The sequence below is a fragment of the Phenylobacterium sp. genome, assembly GCF_044358365.1.
In the GTDB taxonomy this organism is placed as follows: domain Bacteria; phylum Pseudomonadota; class Alphaproteobacteria; order Caulobacterales; family Caulobacteraceae; genus Phenylobacterium.
On sequence record NZ_JBIKNZ010000018.1, the window covers coordinates 29,070 to 55,560 of the forward strand.

Genomic DNA, 26,491 nt, shown 5'->3' on the forward strand with positions numbered 1-26,491 from the left:
AAGTCGTTAGTCAGCAGGTGGACCCGCCATCCACAACGATCGTCTGGCCCGTGGTCCACGCCCCGGCGCGTGAAGCCAGGTAAAGCGCCGCGCCAGCCAGATCGTCCGGTTCGCCCAGACGGCGCAGCGGCGTGCCCGAACTGGCGCGTTCCTCGCCGGCCGGAGTATCCCACAGCGCCTTGGCGAAATCGGTCTTCACCAGACCGGGGGCCACGCAGTTGATGCGGATGTTGTAGGGTCCCAGCTCCTTGGCGAGGTTGCGGGCCAGCTGCATGTCGGCGGCCTTGGAGATGGCGTAGGCGCCGATGACCTCCGTGCCACGCAGGCCGCCGATGGACGAGATCACGATGATGGCGCCGTCCTTCCGCGCTTTCATCTCCGGCGCCACCATCTGGATCATCCAGTTGTTGGCGATGATGTTGTTGCTGAGGATCTTGCTGAAGGCCTCGTCGCTGATTTCCAGCTGGCTGCCGTAATAGGGGTTGGAGGCGGCGTTGCAGACCAGAATGTCGATCTTGCCGAAGGCCTTGCGGGTTTCGTCCATCAACCGCTGAAGATCATCTTTCGAGGAGATGTTGGCCGGGACGGCGATGGCATGGCCGGGGCGCTGCGCGTTGATGCCGGCGGCGACCTCATCGCAGGGGCCAGGCTTGCGCGACGAGATCACCACCTTCGCGCCCTGCTCGGCCATGCGCTCGGCGATGGCGCGGCCGATGCCGCGGGACGAGCCGGTGATCACAGCGACCTTGCCGGTCAGGTCGAACAAGCCGCCTGCGCCGACCATGGGGGCTTCCAGTACCTGGCTCACAGCATCTCTCCCGAACACTTGTTTGACTTTGAAGGCCATTTGCGATGGCGCCCGGCCTGCGGTCAAGCGTCCCAAGGTGGACGCGGGCGCAGGATGCCGTATCTTCGAAAACGAATGGGGACCGGTGAAGTCTTCGGTCTGAATCGGGGGAAGCAAATGAGAGTTCTGGGAAGCCTGGCGGCAGCGTTCGCCGTGGCTCTGACCTGGGTCGGATCTGCGGCGGCGCAGGACGACACCGCCCGACAGTTGCCGCATCCCGGCCAGGCGGTCTATCGCGCCAACTGTGCGGCTTGCCACGACAATCCCGAACAGACGCGTTCGCCGGCGAAATCGACGCTCGGGTCCATGAGCTATCAGGTCCTCAGCTTCGCCCTGACCAAGGGCAAGATGCAGGCGCAGGCCGCCGCCCTGTCCGAGGCGGATCGTGGAAACCTGATTAACTATCTCACGGGTCGTTCCACCGCGACTCTGGACGCATGGAGCAAGCCCATGATGTGCGGGGCTTCGCGCATACCCGTTGATCTGAAGCCGACGCCCAGCATCTCCACCTTCGGCTTTGATGCGCGCAACACGCGCACACTGACCGCCCGGCAGGCGGGCCTCACCACCGCGCAGTTGTCAAAGCTGGATCTGGCCTGGGCGATCGCCTTTCCTGACGCCACCATGATCCGGGCCCAGCCGGCGGTCGTGGGGAACACCCTGTTCCTGCCGGTGGCCGAAGCGTCGGCCATGTACGCCTTTGACGTAAGCGACCGGACGAAGCCCTGCATCAAATGGATCTACAATTCGCCCGGCGGCGCGCCGCTTCGCTCCAGCCCGGGCTTTGGCGTGATTTCTGATGGGCGATCAGTTCTCGCCTTCTCGGGGCTGGATTCCACAGTTCATGTTGTGGACGCGGCCACCGGCAAGGCGATCTGGACGAAGAATGTCGCAGCCTATTCCTACTCCCTGACCACCGGCACGCCGCGCGTCCTGAAAGACCGGATCATCGTGCCGGTCAGCCAGTTCGAGATCATGCAGGCGGCCGACAACGCCGTGACCTGCTGCACCAACCACGGCTTTGTCCTTTCGCTGAACCCGAAGACCGGCGACCAGCAGTGGCGCTATGACACCATGCCGGACGCCCAGCCGATCCGGGATCGCGGTGATGGCAAGATGCTGTACGGTCCGTCCGGCGCGCCGATCTGGAACTCGCCGGTGGTGGACGAGGCGCGCGGGCTGGTGTTCTTCGGAACCGGCGAGGCCAATTCGCCCCCCGCGCACCACAACACCAATGCCCTGATCGCCATCCGCCTGTCGGACGGCAAGGAGGTGTGGAGCCACCAGGCCACCGCCAACGACATCTTCAATGCCGGCTGCGGTCCAAAGCCGCGCCCCAACCAGTTCAACTGTGTCAGCGACACAGTCTATCGCGACGTGGATTTCGGCGCCTCGCTGATCCGGGGCAAGCTGAAGGACGGTCGCGAGATGGTCTTCGCCGGCCAGAAATCCGGCACGGTCTGGGCCATGCATCCGGACACCGGCAAGGTGATCTGGCGTCGCGATATCGGCACCGGCGCGCCCAACGGCGGGATTCACTGGGGCATCGCCTACAAGGACGACACGGTGTTTGTGCCGGTCGCCCAGATCGGTCGGCCGTTGCCGGGCGGGGAGCCCATTGATCCCGGCCTTCAGCGCGGCATGTACGCCGTCGACGCCCGTACCGGCGCAATCAAATGGCACTATACGGTCATGCCGGACTGCGCCAACGGCCGGGATAAGAAGGCGCCGCGCTGCGATCGGAACTATGGGTTCTCCGGCGCGCCCACAATCGTCGACGGCGCGATTATACAGGGCAGTCTGGATGGCCGGTTGTTCGCGCTGGACCTGAAGACCGGCCGCGAGATCTGGACCTTTGACACGCTTCGCGACTACGCCACCCTGAACGGCGTACCAGGAAAGGGCGGATCCATCGATGCGGCGTCCATCGTGGCGGTGAACGGGTTGCTGTTGTCGGGATCCGGCTACGGAATGTTCGGACAGGCGCCGGGCAATGTGCTGCTGGCGTTCAAGCCGAAGTAACGCGAAGGGCCTAAATCGTCAGGTAGCGCCCGGGGCGGCCATGGTTTTTGCGCAGCCCGCTTGCCGGACGGCGTCGGGATCAATAACTCCAAGGGTACGAAACATGGCCGTAGCGAGTCTGCGGCGACAGGATCAAGGCGACCCCATGCTGAAATGGACTTCCTACCTCGACGACGAAGATGGCGACGAGGACGAAAAGGGCGGTCGCCCCGACATGCCGATGACCGCAGGTCCTGTCCAGAACGCCCTGTTCAAGTCACGCACGGTTCTGATCTTCGGCGAAATCAACATGCGCCTTGCCGAGCGGGTCACCGCCCAGATCACAGCCTTCGCCGGCGAAAGCGACAAGCCGATCCGTGTGATCATCAATTCGCCGGGCGGCCACGTGGAAAGCGGCGACACGATCCATGACATGATCCGCTTCTGCGGCGCACCGGTGAAGGTCATCGGCACCGGCTGGGTCGCCTCGGCCGGCGCGCACATTTTCCTCGGCGCGCGCAAGGAAAACCGCCTCTGCCTGCCCAACACCCGGTTCCTCCTGCACCAACCCGCCGGCGGCGTGCGTGGCCAGGCTTCGGATATCGAGATCGAGGCCGAGGAGATCATCAAGATGCAGGAGCGGGTCAACCGCATGATCGCGCTTGAGACCGGCCAGACCTACGAAAAGGTCGTCAAGGATACGCTCCGGAATTTCTGGATGAGCGCCGACGAGGCCGTGGCCTACGGCCTGGTTTCCAAGGTGATCACGGACGCTAGCGAAGTCTGATTGAACAGGGCGCTCTCTCCTCCTCCATCGGGGGAGGGGGACCACGCGCAGCGTGGTGGAGGGGGCTTCGCAACAGGCTCGGCGGATGGGGCTGGCCCCCTCCACCGCGTTCCGCGGTCCCCCTCCCCCGATGGGGGAGGAGATGCAAATGCCCGAGGCTCAACCCTGGTGGAAGGGCGCGATCCTCTATCACGTCTACGTCCGCAGCTTCTTCGACAGCAACGGCGATGGCCACGGCGACCTGCCGGGCGTCATGGCCAAGCTGGACTACATCAGGAGCCTCGGCGTCGATGGCCTGTGGCTCTCGCCGATCCATCCCTCGCCCAACCGCGACTGGGGTTATGATACGGCCGACTACGAAGGCGTTCAGGCCGACTACGGCACGCTGGAAGACCTTCAACGGCTGCTCGACGCCGCCCATGCCATCGGGCTGAAGGTGGTGCTGGACGAGGTGCTGAGCCACACCTCCGACGTCCACCCCTGGTTTGTGGAAAGCCTTACCGGAGGTAGGGATGGTCCCAGGGCGAACTGGTACGTCTGGGCAGACCCCCAGGAAGATGGAACCGCCCCCAACAACTGGCTATCGGTGTTCGGCGGCCCGGCCTGGGCCTATCAGCCGGCCCGTCGCCAGCACTATCACCACAAGTTCCTGCGCCAGCAGCCCAAGCTGAACTGGCGCGATCCGGGCGCCCGGGAAGCCGCGCTGTCGGTGCTGGACTACTGGCTGGAGAAAGGTGTCGACGGCTTCCGGCTCGATGTGGCCGGTACATTCCTGCACGATGCCGACCTGACGCCCAATCCGGCGGTGCCGATGAACGAGCGCCGGGGCTATAACTGGTCGCATGCCGGCAATCTGCAACGCCACTTCTACGACTCCAACCTGCCGGAGAACGTCGAAACCCTCTATGAGATCCGCCGGCGGGTGGATGCGTTCTCCGGCCGTTTCGTGTTCGGGGAGTTTTCGGAGGAAGAGGAACGCTGCGGCGCCTATCTTCCGCCCGAAACCGGGCTGCACTCCTCCTACACCTTCGTGATGCTGCTGGCGCGCAAGCTGCAGTCGAGCTTTGTCACCGACCACTATGCAACTCTGGCCGCCCATCCCCACCATTGGCCGACGATCAGTTTCTCCAACCACGACGTCCCGCGCACTGTCAGCCGGTTCGGCGGCAAGGCGGCGTCGCCGGAGTTGGCCAGGATGCTGTTCGCCCTGCTGGTCGCGTTAAGGGGCACCACCCTGATCTATCAGGGCGAGGAACTCGGCCTGCCGCAGGCCGCCCTGCCGCGAGACCTTTTGCGCGATCCGGTGGGAGACCTCTACTGGCCCTATGACGGCGGTCGCGACGGATGCCGTACGCCAATGCCCTGGACAGCTGGTCCGCAGATGGGGTTCACCACCGGCGCGCCCTGGCTGCCGCTGGCTGTCGAGCATCGGGGCCTGAGCGTCGAGGAACAGGCGGCAGATCCGGAGTCGAACCTGGCGTTCTCCCGCGCCATGATCGCCTTCCGGAACGGCTCGGAAGCCATGCGGCTGGGCGAAATCAGCTTTATCCAGACCGCAGACCCCGTTTTGGGCTTTGTGCGGGAGTATGCCGGCGAGCGCATTGTCTGCCTGTTCAACCTTTCGGATGAGCCCCGGTTTGTGGAGTACCCGACCCTGGAGACGGCCAGTCTATTGCCGGTCAGGGCAGGCGACGCCGACATTCGCGGCGCCTCGATCGGGCTGGCGCCCTACGCAGCGGTCTTCCTGCAACTGCCCTAGGCGGCTACAAGCTCTGGATGGAAGACGATGCGCCCCGGACTTCAAAAGCCGACACCCGGTTCGGTCAGGGCTTCCTGACGGACACCTGGTACCTGGGTGCGTTGTCCCGCGATCTGAAACCTGGCCGGCTCACACGGATCGAGATTCTGGGCGAACCTGTGATGCTGGGGCGCTCGCGCCGGGGGGATACCTTCGCGCTGCGCGATGTCTGTCCGCACCGCGCCGCGCCGCTGTCGGCGGGGTCGTTTCATCTCGACGCCAAAGGTGTCGAAACCGTGCAGTGCCCCTACCATGGCTGGCGGTTTGGTCAGGACGGCGCCTGCGCGGCTATCCCCTCCCTCACGGCAGATCAGAGCCTTGATGTATCGAAGATCACGGTGCGGCGTTATCCCGTGGTGGAGAGTCAGGGCATTGTCTTCGTCTGGATGGGGTCTGCGCCGGCCAGCGAGCCCGACGGGCCGCCGCCGAATTTTCCGGGCATCGTGGGAGGGTCGCCCAAGCTGGTCGATCAGGTGGTGTTCGACTCCCATATCGACCAGGCGGTGGTAGGCCTGATGGACCCGGCTCACGGGCCTTACGTGCATCGCCAGTGGTGGTGGCGCAACTCGGGCAGCGAACACGACAAGCGAAAACGCTTCGAACCGCGCGAGCACGGGTTCGCCATGGTCCGTCATGAACCCTCGAAGAACAGCCGCGCTTATGCGGTGCTGGGCGGCCAGCCGCTGACGGAGATCACCTTCCGGCTCCCGGGCATGCGCTGGGAGCATGTGACGGTCGGCAAACACCAGGTGCTGTCGCTGACTTGCCTGACACCGATTGATGCCACGCGGACCCGTGTGACGCAGATCGCCTGGTCGGATCACCCGGCTTTCCTGCTGCTGAAACCTGTGATCGCGGCGTGGGCCCGCACCTTCCTGCGCCAGGATGGCGACATGGTGAACCTGCAGAACCAGGGGCTGAAGTACGATCCGACCCTTCTGTGGATCGACGACGCGGATCGTCAGGCCAAGTGGTACCAGGCGCTGAAGCGCGAATGGGTCGCCAGTCGGCGCGAGGGCCGGGCCTTCGTCAATCCCGTCGAGGCCGCGACGCTGACGTGGCGAAGCTAGGGTTCCTGGGGAGCCTTGCCGGGGTCGCCCTGATCGTCGGCCTGGGAAGTGCGGCAGGCGCTTCGACAGCCCAGCCCGCGCCCGACCTGGCGCCGCCATCGCTGGCTTGCCGCATTGAAGGCTGGACCGCAGCTTCGGAGTCCAATGCGGCGTCTCTGACCACGCTCCTCTGGAGGCCGTTCGGACGAGATGAGGTGGGCTGGGAGATCTACGCGCCGCTCATCCAGCGCGAAATCGCCACGACATGTCCCGTGACCGGCGAAGGCTTTGCCGCCGCGCTGGCCGCCTGGCAGTCGACGAGGAACCTTCCTGGCGACGGGGTGCTCAGCGAAGCTACACTCCTGCAGTTCAAGGCCCAGGCGCAGGCGCGACGGCCGTTCGTCGCGGCCATTACCGCCGGGATCTGCCCGGAGACGCCGGATCTGATCACCGAGGCTGCGCGCAGTGAGGGCACAGGCGGCAAGACCGTCTGGATGCAGCCGGCGGCCCTGCGGGCCTGGCGGGCGATGGCGGCCGCAGCGCGTGCTGAGGTCCCCGGGATCGCCGCCGACCCTGATGCGCTCACCATCTTCTCTGGCTATCGCAGCCCAAGCCTCGACGCCGCCCGATGTCTGGCCGAGGGCAACTGCGATGGTGTTGTCCGCGCCCGCTGCTCGGCGCACCGAACGGGAACGGCCGCGGACCTCTATGTGGGTCATGCGCCCGGCTATTCGGCGGATTCCACCGCCGACGAGAACCGCCTGTTCATGACGCGGACGGCCGCGTACCGGTGGCTGGTGACGAACGCGGCGCGGTTTGGCTTCGTCAATTACGCCTTCGAACCCTGGCATTGGGAATGGACGGGCGAGACTCCCTGATCCAAGCTCACAGCATGGCAAATGCAATCCTGAACGGCGTCTCCATAGCCTTTGACGACATTCCTCCGCCTGGCCCTGCGCAGCGGACGATCCTGTTGCTCCACGGCTTCGCCTCGAACCGCAACGAGGGCTGGAAGCGCACAGGCTGGTACTCCGCCTTCGAACGACGCGGCATCCGAACCCTTGCGCTGGATCAGCGCGGCCATGGCGAGAGCATGAAATCCCATGATCCCGCCGACTATGGCCGCGAGCACATAGCCGCCGACGCCCTGGCGTTGCTGGATCATCTGGGCGTCGGACGCTGCGATGTGTTCGGCTATTCGATGGGCACGCGCACGGCCATGCAGGTGGCGCTCGACGCCCCTGACCGGATCTCCAACCTGATGCTGGGCGGGATCGGCGGCAAACTGTTTGACCCACGCCCGGCAGGTTCGGTGGAAGCCATGGCCGAGGCCATGTCGGCCGAGGATCCAACCAACATCAAGACCGAGATGTTGAAAAGCTTCCGCCAGTTCGCCGATGAACAGGGCGAGGACCGGATGGCGCTGGCCGCCTGCTCCGCCGCCGACAGCCGGTCACTGGAACGCGACGCGCTGGGAACGCTGGCCATGCCGGTGCTGGTGGTCGCGGGCCGTCACGACGAACTGGCAGGTGATCCGGATGAGCTGGCGGCCGTGTTTCCGCGCGGCAAGGGCGTCACCCTGCCAGGCTGCGACCACTTCTCGGCGATCCCGCACGGCCTGTTGAAGGCGACCGTTTTCGACTTCCTCGACGGGATGCTCGACGACGACTTCCCGGACAACTACCGCTAGATCACGTCGAGATTGGATTGAATCAATCCAATCTCGAAAAACGTGATCGCCCTCATATGTCCAGAGCGGGTTGCGGGCGGAAAACCGTTTCCCACTCTTCCTCAACCCACTCTAGGTTTTCGGACCCATGTTGTAGGGGCCGCCCTTGGCCAGCGCGGTCTTGTAGGCCGGACGCGCCTGGAAGCGGTCAACCCATGCTGCGATATTAGGGTATTCGCCGCCGCGACCGGTCGACTTCACGATCTCGCCGACAAAGCTCATCTGGATGTCGGCGGCGGACAGGGCGTCACCCACCAGCCAGTCGCGACCGGCCAGCGAGGCATCGACATAGCCCAGGTGATTGGCCGTCTCGCTGTCGATGCGGGGTTTCAGCGGCGCGGCCGCCTCGCCAAGGCGACCCGTGTACATGGCCAGCATGAGCGGCAGCATCGCCGAGCCCTCGGCATAGTGAAGCCACTGGTTCCAGCTCTCATAGTCGGCGCTGCCTGCCGCCGGGACCAGTTGGCCGCCGCCGTGCTTGCGCACGATATAGTCGATGATGGCTCCGGATTCGATGATCGTATGCCCATCCTCCGTCACTACGGGCGACTTGCCTAGACGATGAACGGCCACCAGCTCCGGCGGCGCCAGACGGGTTGTCGCGTCGCGGGCATAGTGCTTGATCTCGTAGGGTACGCCCAGCTCCTCCAGGAGCCACAGGATGCGCTGCGAGCGTGAGTCGTTCAGGTGGTGGACGGTAAGCATGGGCGCGGTTCCCGTGATTGATTGGACTTATCCATCGCCCATTCCCCTTACGCAACGCAAGCCGCCTATAGTGGCGACATGACCCTGATCCTTCCCCATCTCCCGGACCTTCTGGACGAGGCGGCGCTTGAGGCCGCAGCTCTTGTAGCCTCTCTGCAATCCGCCGTGCTCGGCCGCGTCCAGAAGGATGGCCGGCTGGACCGGACCGCCCTCGACGCCGAGCAACATGCCTCCCACGGTCTCGCCTGGGCGGCGGCCTATGCCGAGACCCTCCGGCAGACGGCGGTCTGGGCACGGTCGCTGGGCGATGACTTCGGCGAGGCCGAAGCCCTGCCCGCACAACTCCTTGCTCACGAGTATCTGAGCCAGCTTGCCGGCGGCCTGCCCATGAACCAGGGCGAGATTTTCCGGCCGGCCGACGTGTTCGCTCCGGCAGATCGGCTGGGCCATGTGATCGGACGGCTGAGGGCCGGCGCCTCACAGGAAGTGAAGCTCCGGATTGTCGAACTTCTTGACGCAGCCCGCGGGCGGCCCTCGCTGGAGACAAGCGGGCTGGACGAAACGCTCGAGGCGGTTCGGGACCAGTTCTATGCCTTCACCGCCGAGAAAATCACCCCGCACGCCCAGGGCTGGCACCTGCGCGATGAACTGATCCCGCTCGGTCTGCTGGAAGAGCTGGGTGATCTGGGCGTATTTGGCCTGACCGCGCCTGAGGCCTGGGGCGGGGCGGGCATGGGCAAGGTGGCGATGTGCGTGGTCTCCGAAGCGCTATCGCGCGGCTGGATCGGCGCCGGCTCACTGGGCACCCGGTCCGAGATCGCCGCTGAGCTGATCCTGGCCCACGGCACGGATGACCAGAAGGCGCGATGGCTGCCGGGAATCACCTCGGGCCGGACCATTCCTACCGCCGTGTTCACCGAGCCGGAGGCCGGATCCGACCTGGGATCCCTGCGCACCCGGGCTGTCCGCGACGGCGACAGCTGGAGGGTCTACGGAGCGAAGACCTGGATAACCCATGCTGCACGGGCCGATGTGATGACCCTGCTGGTCCGCACCGAGCCCGCCTCAAAGGACCATAAAGGGCTTTCGATGTTTCTGGCCGAGAAGCCGCGGGGGACCCTGGCAGACCCCTTCCCCGCGATCGGTATGAGCGGCGGCGAGATCGCGGTCATCGGCTATCGCGGCATGAAGGAGTACGAACTGGCCTTTGATGGTTTTGAAGTCGCAGACCGCAACCTGCTGGGCGGCCAGACGGGGCAGGGGTTTGCCCAGTTGATGGCCACCTTCGAAAGCGCCCGGATCCAGACCGCGGCACGGGCCATCGGTGTGGCGCAGAACGCCCTCGATCTGGCCCTCGATTACGCGCTCCAGCGGCGACAGTTCGGCGGACTCATCGCGGCCTTCCCGCGTGTCGCCAACAAGCTCGCCATGATGGCCGCGGAGATTCTAGGAGCCCGGCGGTTGGCCTGGTTCGCCGCGCGCGCCAAGGACGAGGGCCGTCGCTGCGATCTTGAGGCCGGGATGGCTAAACTGACGGCGGCCCGCATCGCCTGGGCGGCGGCGGACAATGCGGTGCAGATTCACGGTGGAACCGGCTTTGCCGTCGAGCAACCCGTCAGCCGCGTGCTGGCTGACGCGCGCATCCTCAACATCTTCGAAGGCACCGGGGAAATTCAGGCCCAGGTGATTGCGCGGCGCCTGCTCGAAGGCGCGAACTGAGGCGTTGGAGCCTATCCGGTTCAGATGGAATCATCTGAACCGGATAGACAGGCTCGTTTCCATACATTTAGAGTGCGACGGTCGCTTGAACCGGTAACCAGCTACAAGCTTACGCGCTCACATCTAGCTGCGCGGCCTGATGCCGTCTACAATCAAGGCGATCCGACGATCCATTGCCGCGATCATCGAGCGGGCGTCCGATCCTTCAGTCGCCATCCGGAAGGTCCAGGCCTGAACCGCGAGCAGCAGGGCGACGATCTCATCCAGGTTCGCATCGGCTGCGATGTCGCCGTCTTCGACACCCTTGGCAAGGCAGTCGTAGAGCACCGACCTCAGCTGCGCATTCTGACCAAACGGCCGGACGCCCGGTGTCTGCGCCAGATCGTAGGCCGCCGCTATATGCGCCAGGAACAGCCTGGGGTGTTGCATCTCGAACTGGATGTGCGCGCCGAACATGGTCTGCAACCTGTTCAGCGTCGAGCCGCGAAGATGGGGCAAAACCCGATCCAGTTCTCCCGAAAGAAACTTGCTCCGGGCATCCATCACCTCGGAGAGAATCTCGCCCTTGGAGGCGAAGGAGGTGAAGACAGTGCCTGCCGCCACGCCTGCATCGCGGGCAATATCCCGGATGGTAGTGCCCTCATAGCCCTGGACGTTGAAAAGATTGCGGGCCGCCGCGAGCACCCGCTGCCGCGTTGCTTCCTTCTGGGAGGCGCGCACCGGCGACGCAAAAGCGATGGAACCGGTATCGACCTTCATTCCAGAGCATTTATCAGCCGCGACGCGCTCCGGCGAGCACTATCCGGATCTGGTCCTTGGCGCGGGCCTGCAGCGCGTCCAGGCTCCACCCCTCGAAAATCGCCTGGGAGAAGTTGGCCAGGAAGCAGTCCATCAGCATCTGGCTGCGCAGTTTGACCTCGGGTTGCTGGGACAGTTCCCCGCGTTCGACGGCCGAAGTGAGTTGCTCGCTGAAGACGTCCTGAAAGCCGCGACTCAAGGCAAGGGCGCGAAGCGCCGGCCCGCCATCGATATCCCATGCAACGCTGAAGGCGGCGCGCGCCAGTTGCATGCGGGCCTTGTAGAAGGCGTAACCCGCCATCAGGACTTTCAGCAGGCTGTCCTCGATTTTGCCGCCCTGGGTCCCTGCTGTGCGCATGACGACAAGCAACGTGTCGAGATCATCGGACATTATCTCGCGGAACAAATCCGACTTGTCGCGGAAACTGGCGAAGACCGCGCCGGTCGACATGCCGGCGGCGGCGGCGATATCACGTATGGTGGCGCCCTCATAGCCCTCCTCGCTGAACAGATTGCGGGCGGCATTGAGCACCTTCAGTCGCGTCTGGCGCTTTGCAAGCGCACGGCTTGTGGGCGCGCGTTTCGGCGTTTCGCCTTCTGATCGGATTGCCGCGCTTTGGATCATCTGACTCTGTGGCTGTACCGGACCAATAATGTCCCGGGCGGTATACTCGATGGCGGCTAGCGACAAAGACGCCGAAGGCCACAGTGAACATGTTCATTGCAAGTTGTGTTAGGCAACAAATAATCCCTTATGGAGGGCTTGTCGACTGCGACATTTTGCCACCCACACGCGTTCTTGGCCATGCTGGCAACCCTTAAGGAGCAAAAATTGTGCCTATTCGGCCAGATTTTCCGGGAAAGTGGAAATGCTGCCAACCATCGTTCGCTGAACGGAGTCGTTCCAGTCATTGCGCAGGGTCAGTTGTGGTCCTTAGGGATTGATGTAGCGGGACCCGGCCCTGTCGGCCTAAGATCAATCCATGGGTATCTTTGACTATCTCATCTATGCCGCGCTCGCGGCGGTCAGCTTGGTGCTGCTGGTTGGACTTTTCGCCCTGTTCCGAGGCGGCGAGTTCGGGCGGTCCTATTCCAACAAGCTGATGCGACTGCGCGTGCTGATGCAGGCGATCGCCATTGCGGTGCTGGTAGCTGCCGCCTGGTACCGGGGCCAGGGCTGATGGTCACGCTCAATCGCATCTACACCCGCACCGGTGATGCGGGTACGACGCGCCTGGCTACGGGCGCCACGGTCAGCAAGGCCGACATCCGGGTTGAAGCCTATGGCGCTGTCGACGAGACCAACGCCTGCCTGGGCCTTGCCCGTGTCCATACCGTCGGGGACGCCCTGCTCGACGCCATGCTGGCGCGGATCCAGAACGAACTCTTCGACCTTGGGGCAGACCTGTCGACCCCGGCAGCCCCTGATGAGATTGCAGGTTCGAAGCTGCGCATTCTCGACAGCCAGGTCGGCCGGCTTGAAACCGCGATCGACGAACTGAATACGAAGCTGCCCGATCTGATGTCCTTTGTGCTGCCTGGCGGGACACCGGCCGCCGCAGCGCTGCACCTGGCCCGCACCGTTTGCCGGCGCGCCGAGCGGGAGGCTGTGAGGCTGATCGAGGCCGGCGAGCCGGTGAGCGGTCCGGCCCTTCGCTACATCAACCGGCTGTCGGACTTTCTGTTCGTCGCCGCACGCTGGGCCAATGGCCGCGGCGAGGCCGAGGTGTTCTGGGTTTCCGGGGCGACGCGTTAGGGCTTTGCGGCGGCGGGCGGCGCGGGGCGGCCGATGGCGGCGTTCGCCTCGGCCTCGGCGGCCTTGTCTTCGATGGTGCGGCCGGTGATGTCGGAAATCAGCACCGGCTGTGCGCAGACCCGCTGGTCGACATCCCACCACTTGCGGGCTGCCTCGCACTTCTTTTGCGGGATAATCCAACCCACCTGCCATACCAGCACGCCCGCGACGATCACGGCGAAGAGGGCGACAAAGATGAGCTTGAGGCGCTCAATGTTCGGGTTCATGGATGCCTTTTACGTAACGAGAGGGGGGTCTGGCTAGTGCCCGGTCACAATGGGAATGAGGTCTCGCAAGCTTGCAATGCGCGGCGGAACCGCTATTGCCCTCCCGCTTATTTCGTTCAGAAACCCCAATTTGAGGCGCTAGCAACCCATGAAGGTGTTGGTCCCGGTCAAGCGGGTGATCGACTATAACGTCAAGGCCCGCGTGAAGGCCGATCAGACGGGCGTCGACCTCGCAAACGTGAAGATGTCGATGAATCCCTTCTGTGAGATCGCGGTCGAAGAAGCCGTGCGACTCAAGGAGAAGGGCGTGGCGACGGAGGTCGTGGCTGTTTCCATCGGTCCGGCCCAGGCGCAGGAGACCCTGCGGACCTCGCTGGCCATGGGCGCTGACCGCGCCATCCTGATCCAGACCGACCAGGACCTGGAGCCGCTGGCGGTGGCCAAGGTGCTGAAGGCGATCATCGCCGAAGAAAATCCCGACCTCGTCCTGATGGGCAAGCAGGCCATCGACGGCGACAACAACGCCACCGGCCAGATGCTATCGACGCTGCTCGATTGGCCCCAGGCGACTTTCGCCTCGGCACTCACCGTCGAAGGCGGCAAAGCCAAGGTGACCCGCGAGGTCGACGGCGGCCTGCAGACCCTGGAAGTGAACCTGCCGGCAGTTGTGACGGCGGACCTGCGCCTCAATGAGCCGCGCTACGCCAGCCTACCCAACATCATGAAGGCCAAGAAGAAGCCGCTGGACGTCAAGGAACTGGCTTCGCTCGGCGTCGATACCGCGCCGCGCCTGAAGGTGATCAAGGTCACCGAGCCGGCCAAGCGCTCGGCCGGCATCAAGGTGGAAGCCGCCGCCGACATCGTCAGCAACCTCAAGACTTCGGGGGTATTCTAGATGGCCGTTCTCGTAATCGCCGACCACGACAACGCGACGCTAAAGGACAACACCAACAAGGTAGTCACCGCAGCCCTGGCCATCTCGGGAGACGTGGATGTCCTCGTGGCCGGGACAAATACGGCTGCGCTGGGCGCCGACGCCGCAAAGATCAGCGGCGTGCGCAAGGTGCTGACGGCGGAAAGCGCCGAGCTTGGCCAAGGCATCGCCGAGGCTGTGGGCGACCTGATCGTCGGTCTCATGGGGGGCTATGACGCCGTCCTGATCCCCGCCACCTCGCAGGGCAAGAGCTTCAGCCCTCGTATCGCCGCCAAGCTGGATGTGGCCCAGATCTCCGAAGTGATCGAGGTGGTCTCCGCCGACACGTTTGTGCGTCCGATCTACGCCGGTAACGCCCTGGAAACAGTCCAGTCGGCCGACGCCAAGAAGGTGCTGACCGTGCGCCCCACCGCCTTCAAGGCGGCGGCTACCGACGGCTCGGCCAAGGTCGAGGCTGCCGCTGCCCCCGGCGCGCAGGCCAAGGTGCATTTCATCGGCCAGCAGATCGTCAAGTCGGCCCGCCCGGATCTTGGCGCCGCCAAGATCGTGGTATCCGGCGGCCGTGCCATGGGCTCTGCCGAAGAGTTCCAGAAGGTGATCGAGCCTCTCGCCGACAAGCTGGGCGCCGCCGTGGGCGCCAGCCGCGCCGCCGTTGACGCGGGCTACGCGCCCAACGACTACCAGGTGGGCCAGACTGGCAAGGTCGTGGCGCCGGAACTCTACATCGCCATCGGCATCTCGGGCGCCATCCAGCACCTGGCCGGCATGAAGGACTCCAAGATCATCGTGGCGATCAACAAGGACGGCGACGCGCCGATCTTCCAGGTCGCCGACTTTGGTCTGGTGGCCGACTACAAGACTGCGGTGCCGGAACTGATGAGCTCACTGACCGCCGCCGGCGTGTAGGCGCAGTCGGACGTGAATTGAATCGGGGGGTGGTCTCATCGTGAGGGCACCCCCTTTTCGTGTTCGGCGCACCTCTGGGAAACCCGGCGCACCACAGCACTTCGGTTCGTCGACCTGTTGCGCCGCAGCAAACCGCTTGCCGCAATGCGCCATTCACGTGCTAGAAAGCCTGCCCTGAGTTTGGGCGGTGCTCGCCCGAAGGCATCGAGGCCAAGGCAGTATGGTTGATATCAGGACAGTCGGCATCATCGGCGCGGGTCAGATGGGATCGGGTATCGCCCACGTAGTGGCCCTGGCCGGGTACGACGTCCTGCTCCACGACGTCAGCGCCGAGCGGATCGCCCAGGGTCTTGCCCTGATCGAAAAGAACATGACCCGCCAGGTCAGCCGCAACATCATCGAGCACACCGCCATGGAAGCGGCGATAGGCCGGATCAAGGCCGCGCCGGAACTCCGGTCCATCGGGACCACGGACCTCGCCATCGAGGCGGCCACGGAAAACGAAGAGACCAAGAAGACCATCTTCCGCGCGCTCGGCCCCCACCTCGGCGCTGACACGATCCTGGCCTCCAACACCTCCTCGATTTCGATCACCCGCCTGGCCTCGGTGACCGACCGGCCGGACCGGTTCATCGGCCTGCACTTCATGAACCCGGTGCCGGTGATGAAGCTGGTGGAGATCATCCGCGGTATCGCCACGGGCCCCGCCACTTACGAGACTGCCGTCAGTTTCGCCCAGTCGCTGGGCAAGACCACGTCCAACGCCGAGGACTTCCCGGCCTTCATCGTCAATCGCGTGCTGGTGCCGATGATCAACGAGGCGATCTACACGCTCTATGAAGGCGTCGGTACGGTCGACGCCATCGACACCGCCATGAAGCTCGGCGCCAACCATCCCATGGGGCCCCTGGAACTGGGTGATTTCATCGGTCTGGATACCGTCCTGTCGATCATGAACGTGCTCTACGAGGGCCTCGCAGACTCAAAATATCGCCCCTGCCCGCTGCTGACGAAGTACGTCGAGGCCGGTTGGCTGGGTCGCAAATCGGGTCGCGGCTTCTATGACTACCGCGGCGCCGTGCCCGTTCCGACCCGTTAATCCCGGTCAGGACCGAAACGGGCTGGAGACTTCCGCAAAGTCACCTTCCTATTGCCGTTTGCCTTAGCGAAAACGGTAACTGGAATCCTGCTCATGTCTGACGACATCACCGCCGACTACATCATCGTAGGCGCAGGCTCGGCCGGCTGCGTGCTGGCCAACCGGCTGTCCGCCGACCCTGCCAACAAGGTGCTCCTGCTGGAAGCCGGCGGCGACGACCGCCCTACCCGGGAACTGGGTCAGTTCATGTCGAACGTGATGATCCACGTTCCGGTGGGCTATGCGCAGACATTGAAGGATCCCAAGGTCAACTGGCTCTATCCCACCGAACCGGATCCCGGCACCGGCGGGCGGGTGCATGTCTGGCCACGGGGCAAGGTTCTGGGTGGGTCATCATCCATCAACGGCCTGCTCTACATCCGTGGCCAGCAGGCCGACTATGACGGCTGGCGCCAGCTGGGCTGCGAGGGCTGGGGCTGGGACGATGTGGCGCCCTATTTCAGGCGCTCCGAACATCAGGAGCGCGGGGCCAGCGCCCATCACGGGGTCGGCGGACCGCTGAACGTTTCAGATGTCACCACCCGTCATGAGGTGTCCGATGCGGTGGTGGAGGCCTGTGTCGAGGCCGGAATCCCCCGCAACGCCGACGTCAACGGCGAGGACCAGGAAGGTGTCAGCTACTACCAGCTCACCGTGAAGAACGGCCAACGCTGCTCGGCCGCCGTGGCCTATCTGCACCCGGCCATGGCCCGCGCCAACCTGGCCGTGGAAACCCGCGCCCTGACCACGCGCGTGATCTTCGAGGGCAAGCGCGCGGTCGGGGTGGAGTACCTGCAAAACGGCGTTCGCAAGGTCGCCAGGGCCCGCCGCGAGGTGATCCTGGCCGGCGGCGCGATCAATTCGCCACAATTGCTGCAACTCTCGGGGATCGGGCCGGGCGACCTGCTGCGCGACCACGGCATCGAGGTGATCGCCGACCTGCCAGGCGTGGGCGAGAACCTGCAGGACCACTACGTCATGGCGGTCACCTATCGCCTGAAGGCCGGAACAGTGTCGGTCAATGAGTTGACCAAGGGCCCGCGCTTCGTGGGCGAGGTGCTGAAGTACGCATTTCAGCGCAAGGGCCTGCTGACTCTTTCTGCGGCCCACGTGGCGGCGTTGTGCAAGTCCCGGCCTGACCTGGCGGGGCCTGACATCCAATTCCATATCCTGCCGGCCTCACAGAATCTGGAAAAGGCTGTGACGGAGGGCAAAATGGAGCTGGACAGCGCGCCTGGCCTGACTATTGCCCCCTGCCAGGTGCGTCCGGAGAGCCGGGGAACCATCCGGATCAAATCCGCCGATCCCACCGTCTATCCGGCCATCGCGCCCAACTATCTCGCCGATCCTCTGGATCAGGAAGTGGCGGTGGCGGGGCTGAAGTGGGGCCGCAGAATCGCCAGCCAGCCGGCGCTGGCCCCCTACATCGACCACGAGATGCTGCCGGGGCCAGATTTCACCAACGACGAAGCCCTGTTGGGCTACGCCCGCATGGCTGGCTCAACCATCTATCACCCGGTGGGCACCTGCCAAATGGGCCATGGGCTGCGAGCTGTGGTCGACGCGCAGTTGCGGGTGCATGGCGTGGAGGGCCTGAGAGTGGTCGACGCCTCGGTGATGCCGCGTCTGGTGTCCGGCAACACCAATGCGCCAACCATCATGATCGCGGAAAAGGCGTCGGACTTGGTGTTGGGGCGGTAGGCTTGATCCTGCGTTAACCCCTCCCAAACCCGACCACGGTTAATGAATTCGACTAACCGGGTGCGCGCAGTCGATACTCTGGGTGATTCGGAACAGGATCCATGCGGCGGCTGACCCTCGGGCTCCTCATTGCGACCTACCTTTGCCTCTCGCTCATCGTTGCGCTCACCCTGTGGCGCAACGGGACGGGCTGGGGCGTAGCGGTCTCTGCTCTCATGGGCGGCCTGGGCGTGTGCCTGGCGTCGCACGGCATGATCATGCGCTTTCTGGAGATGCGCGACATGCGCGCCGAGGTCGGCGCCGTGCGCGAGGCTCACAAGATCCTCCTGGAGCAGGTGGAACGCATCGATGGCCGGGTGACCATCGTGGCGCGCGCGATCGACGCCGACCTGACCCGCAGCGCCGAACTGACCGACGAGGTCCATATGCTGGAGGATCTCGTCCACAAGATGAGCCGCCGTTTCGAGGAGCGTCCCGCCGTCGGATATGGCGGCGCCCGCGGCGGGCCCGATCCGGTTCCCTCACGCGGCCTCATGGAGATTGTGCGCGAGGCCCTGGCCGAGAACCGCGTCGACCTCTACCTGCAGCCGGTGGTCTCGCTGCCGCAGCGTCGGACGATGTTCTATGAGAGCTTTAGCCGGCTGCGCGACCCGACCGGCAAGATCATCATGCCTGCCGAATACCTGGCTGTCGCCGAGCCGGCCGGCCTGGTGACCGCCATCGACAATCTGCTGCTCTTCCGCTGCGTGCAGATCGTGCGCCGCCTGGCCGCCCAGGACCGCCAGGTGGGTATCTTCTGCAACGTGGCCATGGCCAGCCTGGGCGACGATGAGTTCTTCCCCCAGTTTCTGGAACTGCTGCGCGCCAACCGCGACCTGGCGCCGGCCTTGATCTTCGAGGTGGGGCAGGCGGCTTTCGACGCCCGCACGTCGGTTGAGGCGCGCAACATGGGCAAGCTGGCAGAGCTCGGCTTCCGGTTCAGCCTCGACAAGGTCGCAGACCTGGATCTCGACCTTCAGGACCTTTCCCGGGCGGATGTGAAGTTCGTGCGGATCGGCGCCCAGCGGTTGCTGGATGATCTCACCGATATTGGTGAGCGCCTGGTATTCCGTTCCATGCCCGACCTGGCCGCCGAAGACTTCGCGCTCCTGATGCGCCGCTACGGGGTGGAACTGATCGCAGAGAAGGTGGAGAACGAACGTCAGGTGGTGGATATCCTCGATCTCGATATCCAGATCGCCCAGGGTCACCTGTTCGGTGAGCCGCGCGCGATCAAGGACGCCGTGCTGGCCGAGACCGGTCCACCCCCTCGCCGGGTGATCGAGATGCCCCAGCGTCGCGCTGCGTTCGGTTGAATCTCCGGCGAACCTGATATCGGCGCCGGCAGGCGTTGACCCGGGGCGATCCAGCACGTACCGCCCCGTTCATGAGCTCTTCCACGCGCTTGCCCACTGCCGTTGGCGGACTGTCCGAGATCGCCGGGCGCTATGACCTGCTGCTTTGCGATGTCTGGGGCGTGATCCACAACGGTCGGGAGAGCTTTCCGGCCGCCTGCGCAGCGCTGTCGCGGTTCAGGGCGCAATGCGGGCCGGTCATCCTGATCTCCAACGCCCCGCGACCTGCGCCGCCCATTGTTGAACAGCTGGATTCGCTGGCAGTGCCCCGGGCGGCATGGACCCGGCTGATCACCTCCGGCGACGCGACGCGGGACCTGCTGACGGCTCAGGGCGCGCAGGAGGTCTGGGCGATCGGACCGGACCGCGACGAGGTTCTCTATGAGGGCTTGGGCCTGAGGCTCTGCGAGCCTGACGAGGCGGCTTTCATATGCGTGACCGGCCCCTTCGACGACGAGAACGATGAACCGGGCGACTATCGTGACCGGTTCAGGGCGTGCGTGGCGCGCGGCCTGCCGCTGATCTGCGCCAATCCGGACATTGTGGTGCAAAGGGGCGACAAGCTGATCTACTGCGCCGGCGCCCTGGCGCAACTCTATGAGAGCCTGGGCGGTCAGGTGATCATGGCGGGCAAACCCTTCGCGCCGATCTATCAGATGGCGCTGGCGGCGGCAGCAGCCGAGCTCGGTCGCGAGATCGATCCCCGCCGGGTCCTGTGTGTCGGCGACGGTCTCCCCACCGATATTCGCGGCGCCAACGCCCAGGGACTTGACGCCCTGTTCGTAGCCAACGGCATACACGGCGCCGAGACCGTGAACGCCCAGGGCCTGATCATGCCGGTCGTGAACGATCTTTTGCGCCAGGACGGGCTTCACGCGACCTGGGCCATAGCCGATATGGTGTGGTGAGGCCAAAGAGGGGTGATCGCGGTGCAGGGTTTCTATTTCGACGAGCTTAGCGTGGGTCAGGCCGTGGAGATCAGCCGGGTGGTGGGCGCCGCCGACATCGAGGCCTTTGCTGAGGTCTCCGGCGACAACAACCCCGTGCACCTGGACGAGGACTATGCCCGCACCACCCAGTTCGGCGAGAGGATCGCCCACGGCATGCTCTCGGCGGCCTATATCTCGGCCATCCTGGGCACCCGGCTGCCGGGGCCCGGCGCGATCTACCTGTCTCAGTCCCTGCGCTTCCGGCGGCCGGTCAGGATCGGTGATCTGGTGGTCGCCCGCGCCACCGTGACGGCGCTGGACGAAGCCAAGGGGCGGGTCACGCTCGAGACCGTCTGCGAAGTGGGTGGCAACACGGTGATGGACGGCGAGGCCGTTGTTATTGCGCCGCGCCGAGCCGCATGAAGCGCATCCGGGTCATCCGCGGCTGGAAAGACCTTCAGGCCGCTGATCGCGGCGCCTCGGTCGCCATGGGCAGTTTCGACGGCGTGCATCTGGGCCATCAGCAGGTGATCGCGCTCGCAGCCGACGCCGCGCGTGATCTGGGCGCACCGCTGGGTGTGATCACCTTCGACCCGCACCCCCGGGTATATTTCCGGCCGGACGAGCCTGCATTTCACTTGATGCAGCCGGATCAACAGGCCCGTGCGCTCGAAAAGCTGGGTGTCGACATGCTCTATGTCCTGCCGCTCGACGCCGAACTGGCCGGGATGAGCGACCGGGAGTTTGCCAGCGAGGTCCTCAATGAGGGACTGGGCGCGCGCCATGTCTCGGTGGGCTTCGACAACTCCTTCGGCAAGGGCCGCACCGGCACGCCGGACACCATGGCCGCCTACGGGAGGGAAATGGGCTTCGGGGTCTCGGTAGCCGCGCCGTTCGGCGACGAGACCGGCGACAAGTTCTCTTCCACCGCCGTCCGCAACGCCCTGCGCGACGGCAAGCCCGAGGTCGCTGCCGAGATCCTGGGCCGCCCGTTCGCCATCGAAGGGCCCGTGCAGCGCGGTCGCCAGCTGGGCCGTAAACTGGGCTTTCCCACGGCGAACGTGGCGCTGGCCGACTATGTGACCCCGCGTTTCGGCGTCTACGCCACCCGCACGCGCCTGTCTGACGGCCGTGAGCTGGCAGGCGTGGCGAACATCGGGGTCAACCCCACGGTCCATGGCGTCACCGCCCCCCTGCTTGAGGTCTGGCTGTTCGACTTCGACGAGGACATCTACGACCGCATCATCGAAACCGACCTGATCGCCTTCCTGCGGCCTGAGGAGAAGTTCGACAGCCTGGCGATCATGACGGAACAGGTGATGGCGGATGCGCAGGCCGCGCGGGAGCTGTTGACATAGAGGACCCACGTTGGCGGACCCGATCTCGTTGCCTTCAGGTCTTGGACACGCAGTGCTGTTCGCAATCGGTTGGCTTGGCAGTGTGACTTTGCTCAGCCTGATGTCGGGCTGGGGTCGGCTGAGCCGCCAGTTTCCGGATCGACCCGATCAGACTTTGGCAAATTTCAAGTTCTCCTATGGCGAGATGCGCCTGGGTGTTTTCTGCATCCTGAACCTCACGGTCTGCGAAGGTGGGCTGCGTTTTGGCATCCCTTGGATCTTCGGCCCCTTTGACCGTCCGTTCTTCGTCCCTTGGGATCAGATCCTCGTCGAGCCGAGCCCCCGCCCGCTACGCCAGCGCGCGAAACTTTGCTTTGGGCGTCCGCCGGTAGGCCAACTCGAGATTTCAGCAACCCTTGCGGATCGTCTGGCGCGAGCCGCCGGTCATCGCTGGCCGGAGCGGCTCCCCGGCGATCCTCCAGCTTGACCGGGTGGCGTCGGATTGCTTCCCCGCCCGCCAAGCTTAGCTGTACTCAAAGTTGCAAGACACATTAAATAGTTGTTGACAATTCCAGGCCGAGTCCAGCACCTTGGGATCGTTCCAGTACCCTTGCACTCGACGCCGCGTAGCCGTCAGAACGTCGTACCGCTGGCCCATTCCGGGTCGGGGCGCGCCTGACCGTGTCTGTGACTTCAACTTAAGGAGTGAAGACCATGACCGACGAAATCCGTCGCACCAGCCTCTCCAACCGTGAAATGGAACTGGTCAGATCTGTCCGCGACAGCGGAATCGTCAACTTCGAGCAACTGGGCAAGCTGGTCGCCAAGGTGACGCCGGAACTGTTCGATCCCGGCGTCGTGGCCGACGACTACATCGCCTCTGGCTACAGTTCGGTGATCAAGATCTGGAAAACCGGCCTGGGCCCCCAGCTCGAGGGCCTGGACGTCCTGCGCAACATGGGTCCGGAGATGAGGCGCTAATGGCGGCAGGTGCCGGGTCCAGTCCCTCAAGGGGGCTGGACCCCATCTCGTCCCACGATCTCCGGCGTCGGCTGGGCCGCATCCTGGAGCTCGCCGAACGCTCCGTGCTGGTGCTCGCGGTCGACGGTCCCGGGCCCCCTGGAGATCGCCAGGCCTATCGCAAGGAAAAGTTCATCTGCGAGACGGCTTTGCTGGTCTACGCCACAGCGCCGGCTGCGGCGTCGGACCCGGAGCTGGGGCCAATCTGGCTCCGCCTTGCGCGGCGCCTGGTCCCCTACGCCCGCAGCGAGGACCTGCTGACCAGAATCCGGATGCGACCAACCATGGCGCCCGAACTCAGCGTCGCCCACGCCTGCCTCACGCGGGCCGGCCTGCCTGACACGGGCTTCGACGCCCTGCTGATGGATGCGGTGGCGGCAGGCTACCTCGTGCCCGAACGCGCGGCCTGGAAGGACATCGAGGCGGCCTGGCTATCCTCCAAGATGCCGGGTTTCAAACCCCCCGCAGACCTCGACCGGTCTATCGGTCGGACCACCCTGGCCACTGGCCTGGACGCGCTTTCCGCCCGCCGTGAAGAACTCTACGCCTTCACCCACGCCTTGATCTACCTGAGTGACTTTGGCTTCCGCGAGCTTGCGCCGCCCCGCGCTCCGGCAGACCTCTTTGAAGACGCCGAAGCCGCGCTGGCCCGTTGCCTCGACGACGACGATTTCGATCTCTGTGCGGAACTGCTCTTCACCTGGCCCTATCTGCGCGCGCCCTTGTCGCCGATCGCCGGATTTGGGCTCGACGTGCTCCGGCGCGTGGAAGACGACGTCGGATTTCTGCCCTCCCTCAGCCTCAGCGCAGCGCAGACGGCGGGCCTGGACGATGCCGTTCGTCAGCGGGCTATCTTCGATGAGGCCTATCACACCGCCTTCGTCATGGGTCTGCTGGCCGCAGCGCTGCTCCTGCCGCAGGCTTGTCTCCAGCCGGTCCCGCAGGACGGTGTCCCGCCCGGCGCTGCCAAGACGCTGATGGCCTTGATGCCACCACGGACGCCCGTTCCGCAGTGGGAGCGCGACTTACACGCGCTGGATGACGCGGCTCAGGACCAGCTGGCCACATTGCTCGCCACCATCGCCCTGCGCCGCGCCCTGGCGGGTCATGACCTGCGTCTGGTGCGTGAGATCGTCTCGGCCTGCATCGACCTGCGCCTGTTCGCCTCGGCGGCGGCGGTGCAGGCTGGTGAGTTGCTGCGGCGGTTCACGCCGCAACATCGACCGGAACCGGCGTACGCCCGGGGATGACGACCCGGCCTGGCTCTGATAGAGCCACGCCCATGATTTCGGTTCGGACCTCCCCGCGAATTACCCGCCCGGCGTGACGCCGCGGACGGTTTCGTTCCAGCGCGCGCCGGGTCCCTCTCGCACCCCAGAAACACCGAACCAGCCTGGATACGCTCATGGCCGACGACGCCACCTCGACCGCACGCGATTATCGCGAAACCGTCTTCCTCCCCGAAACGCCCTTTCCCATGCGCGCAGGCCTGCCGCAGAAGGAACCGCAGATCCTCGCCAAGTGGGACGAGATCGGGCTCTACCACGCCATCCGCGCCGAGCGTCAGAGGGCCGGCGCCCCGTTGTTCGTCCTGCATGACGGCCCGCCGTACGCAAACGGCGCCATTCATATCGGTCACTCCCTGCAGAAAACGCTGAAGGACTTCGTCGTCCGCTCGCGGTTCCTGCTGGGCTACGACGTCGACTATGTGCCCGGTTGGGACTGCCACGGCCTGCCGATCGAATGGCAGATCGAGAAGGAGCTTAAGGAAAAGGGCCGGCGCAAGGACGAGGTCTCCAAGGCCGAGTTCCGCACCCGCTGCCGCGAATACGCCAGCCACTGGATCGACGTTCAGATGGCCGGTTTCAAGCGCCTAGGCGTGATTGGCGACTGGGAAAACCGCTACGCCACCATGGACTATTCCAGCGAGGCCACCATCGTGGCCGAGTTCCACAAGTTCATGGCCTCCGGCCAGCTCTATCGCGGCTCGAAGCCCGTGATGTGGAGCCCGGTGGAGCGCACCGCCCTGGCCGACGCCGAGGTGGAGTATCACGACCACACCAGTCCGACGATCTGGGTGAAGTTCCCCGTGGTCGAAGGCTCCGACGCCACACAGGGCGCCTCGGTGGTGATTTGGACCACCACGCCCTGGACCATCCCGGCCAACCGGGCCGTCAGCTACAATGAGAGCATCGACTACGCGGTCTACCAGGTCGAGGCCATGGAAGCGGGCCTGGCCTTCGAGCCCTGGGCCAAACCCGGCGACCGGCTGATTGTGGCCGAGAAGCTGTCAGGCGATGTCTTCAAGGCCGCCATGATCGCCAGCGCGCGCAAGATCGAGGCCGTCGACTGCCAGGGCATGGTGCTGGCCCATCCGCTGGCCAGTCTGGACAACCACTACGGCTTCCCCGTGCCGATGCTGTCCGGTGACCATGTGACCGACGACGCCGGCACCGGCTTCGTCCACACCGCGCCCGGCCACGGCGCGGACGACTATGTGGTCTGGATGGCTCACGGACACCGTGAGATCCCGGAGACGGTAGATCCCGACGGTGCCTACTATCCGGGCGTGGCGCTGTTCGCCGGCCTGAAGGTGCTGGAAACCGAGGGCAAGAAGTCCGGCAAGTTCGGCCCCGCCAACCCGGCCGTCATGGACAAGCTGATCGAGGCTGGAAACCTGCTGGCGCGCGGGCGGCTGGAGCACAGCTATCCGCATTCCTGGCGGTCCGGCGCGCCCGTCATCTTCCGTAATACGCCGCAGTGGTTCATCCGCATGGACGAGCCGCTTGAGGACAAGGCGCATAACGGCCGCACCCTGCGCGAGACCGCACTAGAGGCCATCGAGGCGACCAAATTCTATCCCGCCGGCGGCAAGAACCGTATCCGCTCGATGGTGGAAAGCCGCCCCGACTGGCTGATCAGCCGCCAGCGCGCCTGGGGCGCGCCGCTCGCCATGTTTGTCGACAAGGAAACCGGTCAGCCCCTGCACGACGAGGCGGTCAATCGCCGCATCGTCGACCTGATCGCCAAAGAAGGCGCCGACGCCTGGTTCAATCGCCCTGACGCCGATTTCCTGGGCGAGCACGATCCCCAGCGTTTCGAAAGGGTCGAGGATATCCTCGATGTCTGGTTCGACTCAGGCTCCACCCACGCCTTCACCCTGGAAAACCGGCCGCATACCAGATGGCCCGCCGATCTCTACCTCGAGGGTTCCGACCAGCATCGAGGCTGGTTCCAGTCCTCCTTGCTGGAAAGCTCCGGCACGCGCGGGCGCGCGCCTTATAACGCGATCCTCACCCACGGTTTCACCATGGATGAGAACGGCGAGAAGATGTCCAAGTCCAAGGGCAACACCGTCGATCCCGAGGTGGTGATCCGCGAAAGCGGCGCCGAAATCATCCGCCTGTGGGCGGCCATGATCGACTACGCCGACGACAGCCGCATCGGCAAGACGGTGCTGCAGACGACTTCCGACGCCTATCGCAAGCTACGCAATACGGTCCGCTACATGCTGGGCGCCCTGGCCGACTATTTGCCGGATGAAGCCGTGGAACTGGAGCAGATGCCGCCGCTGGAGCGGTTCATCCTGCATCGGCTCTACGAACTCGACGCCCAGGTTCGCACCGCATATAATGATTATGTTTTTCAGGATGTTATCCGGCCGATCACCGAGTTCT

Annotated in this window: 26 protein-coding genes; 21 read left to right on the forward strand and 5 right to left on the reverse strand. The window is 64.9% G+C overall.

Annotated elements, in window-relative coordinates:
• Positions 1-10: 10 nt before the first annotated feature.
• Positions 11-784 (reverse strand): SDR family oxidoreductase, encoded by a 774-nt coding sequence (locus ACIQ3B_RS07240; protein WP_397401128.1) that lies wholly within the window; start codon positions 782-784, stop codon positions 11-13.
• Between the two features lie 180 nt (positions 785-964).
• Here ACIQ3B_RS07240 and ACIQ3B_RS07245 point away from each other — a divergent pair, with 180 nt between their 5' ends.
• The 6 genes from ACIQ3B_RS07245 (at position 965) to ACIQ3B_RS07270 (ending at position 8,172) form a co-directional block, all read left to right on the forward strand.
• Positions 965-2,869: a PQQ-binding-like beta-propeller repeat protein gene (locus ACIQ3B_RS07245; RefSeq protein WP_397401079.1), complete on the forward strand. Its 1,905-nt coding sequence runs from the start codon at positions 965-967 to the stop codon at positions 2,867-2,869.
• A 145-nt stretch (positions 2,870-3,014) separates the two neighbouring features.
• Positions 3,015-3,635, forward strand: a complete 621-nt coding sequence (locus ACIQ3B_RS07250) for an ATP-dependent Clp protease proteolytic subunit (protein WP_397401081.1) — start codon at positions 3,015-3,017, stop codon at positions 3,633-3,635.
• A gap of 148 nt (positions 3,636-3,783) precedes the next feature.
• Positions 3,784-5,394 (forward strand): alpha-glucosidase, encoded by a 1,611-nt coding sequence (locus ACIQ3B_RS07255; protein ID WP_397401083.1) that lies wholly within the window; start codon positions 3,784-3,786, stop codon positions 5,392-5,394.
• 17 nt (positions 5,395-5,411) lie between these two features.
• On the forward strand, positions 5,412-6,503 hold the full coding sequence (locus tag ACIQ3B_RS07260; RefSeq protein ID WP_397401085.1) for a Rieske 2Fe-2S domain-containing protein: 1,092 nt from the start codon (positions 5,412-5,414) through the stop codon (positions 6,501-6,503).
• Positions 6,491-7,360: a D-alanyl-D-alanine carboxypeptidase family protein gene (locus ACIQ3B_RS07265; protein ID WP_397401087.1), complete on the forward strand. Its 870-nt coding sequence runs from the start codon at positions 6,491-6,493 to the stop codon at positions 7,358-7,360. Before ACIQ3B_RS07260 ends, ACIQ3B_RS07265 begins: the two co-directional genes overlap by 13 nt.
• 14 nt (positions 7,361-7,374) lie before the next feature.
• On the forward strand, positions 7,375-8,172 hold the full coding sequence (locus tag ACIQ3B_RS07270; protein WP_397401089.1) for an alpha/beta fold hydrolase: 798 nt from the start codon (positions 7,375-7,377) through the stop codon (positions 8,170-8,172).
• Positions 8,173-8,283: 111 nt separating this feature from the next.
• Here the strand turns inward: ACIQ3B_RS07270 and ACIQ3B_RS07275 are convergent, their stop codons facing one another.
• Complete coding sequence (locus tag ACIQ3B_RS07275) at positions 8,284-8,916, reverse strand: glutathione S-transferase family protein (protein WP_397401091.1); 633 nt, start codon at positions 8,914-8,916, stop codon at positions 8,284-8,286.
• Between the two features lie 78 nt (positions 8,917-8,994).
• Here ACIQ3B_RS07275 and ACIQ3B_RS07280 point away from each other — a divergent pair, with 78 nt between their 5' ends.
• Positions 8,995-10,635, forward strand: a complete 1,641-nt coding sequence (locus ACIQ3B_RS07280) for an acyl-CoA dehydrogenase family protein (protein ID WP_397401093.1) — start codon at positions 8,995-8,997, stop codon at positions 10,633-10,635.
• Between the two features lie 123 nt (positions 10,636-10,758).
• Here the strand turns inward: ACIQ3B_RS07280 and ACIQ3B_RS07285 are convergent, their stop codons facing one another.
• Positions 10,759-11,394 (reverse strand): TetR/AcrR family transcriptional regulator, encoded by a 636-nt coding sequence (locus ACIQ3B_RS07285; RefSeq protein ID WP_397401095.1) that lies wholly within the window; start codon positions 11,392-11,394, stop codon positions 10,759-10,761.
• A gap of 13 nt (positions 11,395-11,407) precedes the next feature.
• On the reverse strand, positions 11,408-12,058 hold the full coding sequence (locus tag ACIQ3B_RS07290; protein ID WP_397401097.1) for a TetR/AcrR family transcriptional regulator: 651 nt from the start codon (positions 12,056-12,058) through the stop codon (positions 11,408-11,410).
• A gap of 358 nt (positions 12,059-12,416) precedes the next feature.
• Between ACIQ3B_RS07290 and ACIQ3B_RS07295 the strand changes: the two genes are divergently transcribed.
• Positions 12,417-12,614 carry a twin transmembrane helix small protein gene (locus tag ACIQ3B_RS07295; RefSeq protein WP_397401099.1) on the forward strand — a complete coding sequence of 66 codons (198 nt, stop codon included), beginning with the start codon at positions 12,417-12,419 and terminating at the stop codon, positions 12,612-12,614.
• Positions 12,614-13,189, forward strand: a complete 576-nt coding sequence (locus ACIQ3B_RS07300) for a cob(I)yrinic acid a,c-diamide adenosyltransferase (protein WP_397401101.1) — start codon at positions 12,614-12,616, stop codon at positions 13,187-13,189. Before ACIQ3B_RS07295 ends, ACIQ3B_RS07300 begins: the two co-directional genes overlap by 1 nt.
• Here the strand turns inward: ACIQ3B_RS07300 and ACIQ3B_RS07305 are convergent.
• Positions 13,186-13,455 (reverse strand): hypothetical protein, encoded by a 270-nt coding sequence (locus ACIQ3B_RS07305; protein ID WP_397401104.1) that lies wholly within the window; start codon positions 13,453-13,455, stop codon positions 13,186-13,188. The two genes, ACIQ3B_RS07300 and ACIQ3B_RS07305, sit on opposite strands and share 4 nt — an antisense overlap.
• A gap of 148 nt (positions 13,456-13,603) precedes the next feature.
• Here ACIQ3B_RS07305 and ACIQ3B_RS07310 point away from each other — a divergent pair, with 148 nt between their 5' ends.
• The 12 genes from ACIQ3B_RS07310 to ileS all read left to right on the forward strand — a co-directional run.
• Positions 13,604-14,350 (forward strand): electron transfer flavoprotein subunit beta/FixA family protein, encoded by a 747-nt coding sequence (locus tag ACIQ3B_RS07310; RefSeq protein ID WP_397401106.1) that lies wholly within the window; start codon positions 13,604-13,606, stop codon positions 14,348-14,350.
• The gene (locus ACIQ3B_RS07315; protein ID WP_397401108.1) at positions 14,351-15,295 is read left to right on the forward strand and encodes an electron transfer flavoprotein subunit alpha/FixB family protein; all 945 of its coding nucleotides are present in this window, start codon (positions 14,351-14,353) and stop codon (positions 15,293-15,295) included.
• A 220-nt stretch (positions 15,296-15,515) separates the two neighbouring features.
• A complete protein-coding gene (locus ACIQ3B_RS07320; RefSeq protein WP_397401110.1) occupies positions 15,516-16,394 on the forward strand; it encodes a 3-hydroxybutyryl-CoA dehydrogenase in 879 nt (292 codons plus the stop codon).
• A 93-nt stretch (positions 16,395-16,487) separates the two neighbouring features.
• On the forward strand, positions 16,488-18,134 hold the full coding sequence (locus ACIQ3B_RS07325; protein WP_397401111.1) for a GMC family oxidoreductase: 1,647 nt from the start codon (positions 16,488-16,490) through the stop codon (positions 18,132-18,134).
• Between the two features lie 101 nt (positions 18,135-18,235).
• Entirely contained in the window at positions 18,236-19,489 is a 1,254-nt protein-coding gene (locus ACIQ3B_RS07330) for an EAL domain-containing protein (RefSeq protein ID WP_397401113.1), read from the forward strand.
• Between the two features lie 71 nt (positions 19,490-19,560).
• Positions 19,561-20,436 (forward strand): TIGR01459 family HAD-type hydrolase, encoded by an 876-nt coding sequence (locus tag ACIQ3B_RS07335; RefSeq protein WP_397401115.1) that lies wholly within the window; start codon positions 19,561-19,563, stop codon positions 20,434-20,436.
• Positions 20,437-20,457: 21 nt separating this feature from the next.
• Positions 20,458-20,880, forward strand: a complete 423-nt coding sequence (locus ACIQ3B_RS07340; RefSeq protein WP_397401130.1) for a MaoC family dehydratase — start codon at positions 20,458-20,460, stop codon at positions 20,878-20,880.
• On the forward strand, positions 20,877-21,815 hold the full coding sequence (locus ACIQ3B_RS07345; RefSeq protein ID WP_397401117.1) for a bifunctional riboflavin kinase/FAD synthetase: 939 nt from the start codon (positions 20,877-20,879) through the stop codon (positions 21,813-21,815). Before ACIQ3B_RS07340 ends, ACIQ3B_RS07345 begins: the two co-directional genes overlap by 4 nt.
• Before the next feature lie 52 nt (positions 21,816-21,867).
• Positions 21,868-22,281 carry a hypothetical protein gene (locus tag ACIQ3B_RS07350; protein WP_397401119.1) on the forward strand — a complete coding sequence of 138 codons (414 nt, stop codon included), beginning with the start codon at positions 21,868-21,870 and terminating at the stop codon, positions 22,279-22,281.
• A gap of 227 nt (positions 22,282-22,508) precedes the next feature.
• Positions 22,509-22,775: a hypothetical protein gene (locus ACIQ3B_RS07355; RefSeq protein ID WP_397401121.1), complete on the forward strand. Its 267-nt coding sequence runs from the start codon at positions 22,509-22,511 to the stop codon at positions 22,773-22,775.
• Entirely contained in the window at positions 22,775-24,064 is a 1,290-nt protein-coding gene (locus ACIQ3B_RS07360; protein WP_397401122.1) for a DUF6895 family protein, read from the forward strand. The genes ACIQ3B_RS07355 and ACIQ3B_RS07360 overlap by 1 nt, the downstream gene beginning before the upstream one ends.
• 155 nt (positions 24,065-24,219) lie before the next feature.
• The coding region (gene ileS, locus ACIQ3B_RS07365; protein ID WP_397401124.1) for an isoleucine--tRNA ligase at positions 24,220-26,491 on the forward strand (2,272 nt) is incomplete at its 3' end.

Bases quoted from the DNA above. Each gene is read 5' to 3' on its own strand.
- ACIQ3B_RS07280 (WP_397401093.1), top strand. From the start codon at position 8,995: ATGACCCTGATCCTTCCCCATCTCCCGGACCTTCTGGACGAGGCGGCG.
- ACIQ3B_RS07295 (WP_397401099.1), top strand. From the start codon at position 12,417: ATGGGTATCTTTGACTATCTCATCTATGCCGCGCTCGCGGCGGTCAGC.
- ACIQ3B_RS07270 (WP_397401089.1), top strand. From the start codon at position 7,375: ATGGCAAATGCAATCCTGAACGGCGTCTCCATAGCCTTTGACGACATT.
- ACIQ3B_RS07245 (WP_397401079.1), top strand. From the start codon at position 965: ATGAGAGTTCTGGGAAGCCTGGCGGCAGCGTTCGCCGTGGCTCTGACC.
- ACIQ3B_RS07290 (WP_397401097.1), bottom strand. From the start codon at position 12,058: ATGATCCAAAGCGCGGCAATCCGATCAGAAGGCGAAACGCCGAAACGC.
- ACIQ3B_RS07255 (WP_397401083.1), top strand. From the start codon at position 3,784: ATGCCCGAGGCTCAACCCTGGTGGAAGGGCGCGATCCTCTATCACGTC.
- ACIQ3B_RS07260 (WP_397401085.1), top strand. From the start codon at position 5,412: ATGGAAGACGATGCGCCCCGGACTTCAAAAGCCGACACCCGGTTCGGT.
- ACIQ3B_RS07330 (WP_397401113.1), top strand. From the start codon at position 18,236: ATGCGGCGGCTGACCCTCGGGCTCCTCATTGCGACCTACCTTTGCCTC.
- ACIQ3B_RS07335 (WP_397401115.1), top strand. From the start codon at position 19,561: ATGAGCTCTTCCACGCGCTTGCCCACTGCCGTTGGCGGACTGTCCGAG.
- ACIQ3B_RS07320 (WP_397401110.1), top strand. From the start codon at position 15,516: ATGGTTGATATCAGGACAGTCGGCATCATCGGCGCGGGTCAGATGGGA.
- ACIQ3B_RS07325 (WP_397401111.1), top strand. From the start codon at position 16,488: ATGTCTGACGACATCACCGCCGACTACATCATCGTAGGCGCAGGCTCG.
- ACIQ3B_RS07355 (WP_397401121.1), top strand. From the start codon at position 22,509: ATGACCGACGAAATCCGTCGCACCAGCCTCTCCAACCGTGAAATGGAA.
- ACIQ3B_RS07300 (WP_397401101.1), top strand. From the start codon at position 12,614: ATGGTCACGCTCAATCGCATCTACACCCGCACCGGTGATGCGGGTACG.
- ACIQ3B_RS07345 (WP_397401117.1), top strand. From the start codon at position 20,877: ATGAAGCGCATCCGGGTCATCCGCGGCTGGAAAGACCTTCAGGCCGCT.
- ACIQ3B_RS07360 (WP_397401122.1), top strand. From the start codon at position 22,775: ATGGCGGCAGGTGCCGGGTCCAGTCCCTCAAGGGGGCTGGACCCCATC.
- ACIQ3B_RS07250 (WP_397401081.1), top strand. From the start codon at position 3,015: ATGCTGAAATGGACTTCCTACCTCGACGACGAAGATGGCGACGAGGAC.
- ACIQ3B_RS07315 (WP_397401108.1), top strand. From the start codon at position 14,351: ATGGCCGTTCTCGTAATCGCCGACCACGACAACGCGACGCTAAAGGAC.
- ACIQ3B_RS07305 (WP_397401104.1), bottom strand. From the start codon at position 13,455: ATGAACCCGAACATTGAGCGCCTCAAGCTCATCTTTGTCGCCCTCTTC.
- ACIQ3B_RS07275 (WP_397401091.1), bottom strand. From the start codon at position 8,916: ATGCTTACCGTCCACCACCTGAACGACTCACGCTCGCAGCGCATCCTG.
- ACIQ3B_RS07310 (WP_397401106.1), top strand. From the start codon at position 13,604: ATGAAGGTGTTGGTCCCGGTCAAGCGGGTGATCGACTATAACGTCAAG.
- ACIQ3B_RS07240 (WP_397401128.1), bottom strand. From the start codon at position 784: ATGGTCGGCGCAGGCGGCTTGTTCGACCTGACCGGCAAGGTCGCTGTG.
- ACIQ3B_RS07285 (WP_397401095.1), bottom strand. From the start codon at position 11,394: ATGAAGGTCGATACCGGTTCCATCGCTTTTGCGTCGCCGGTGCGCGCC.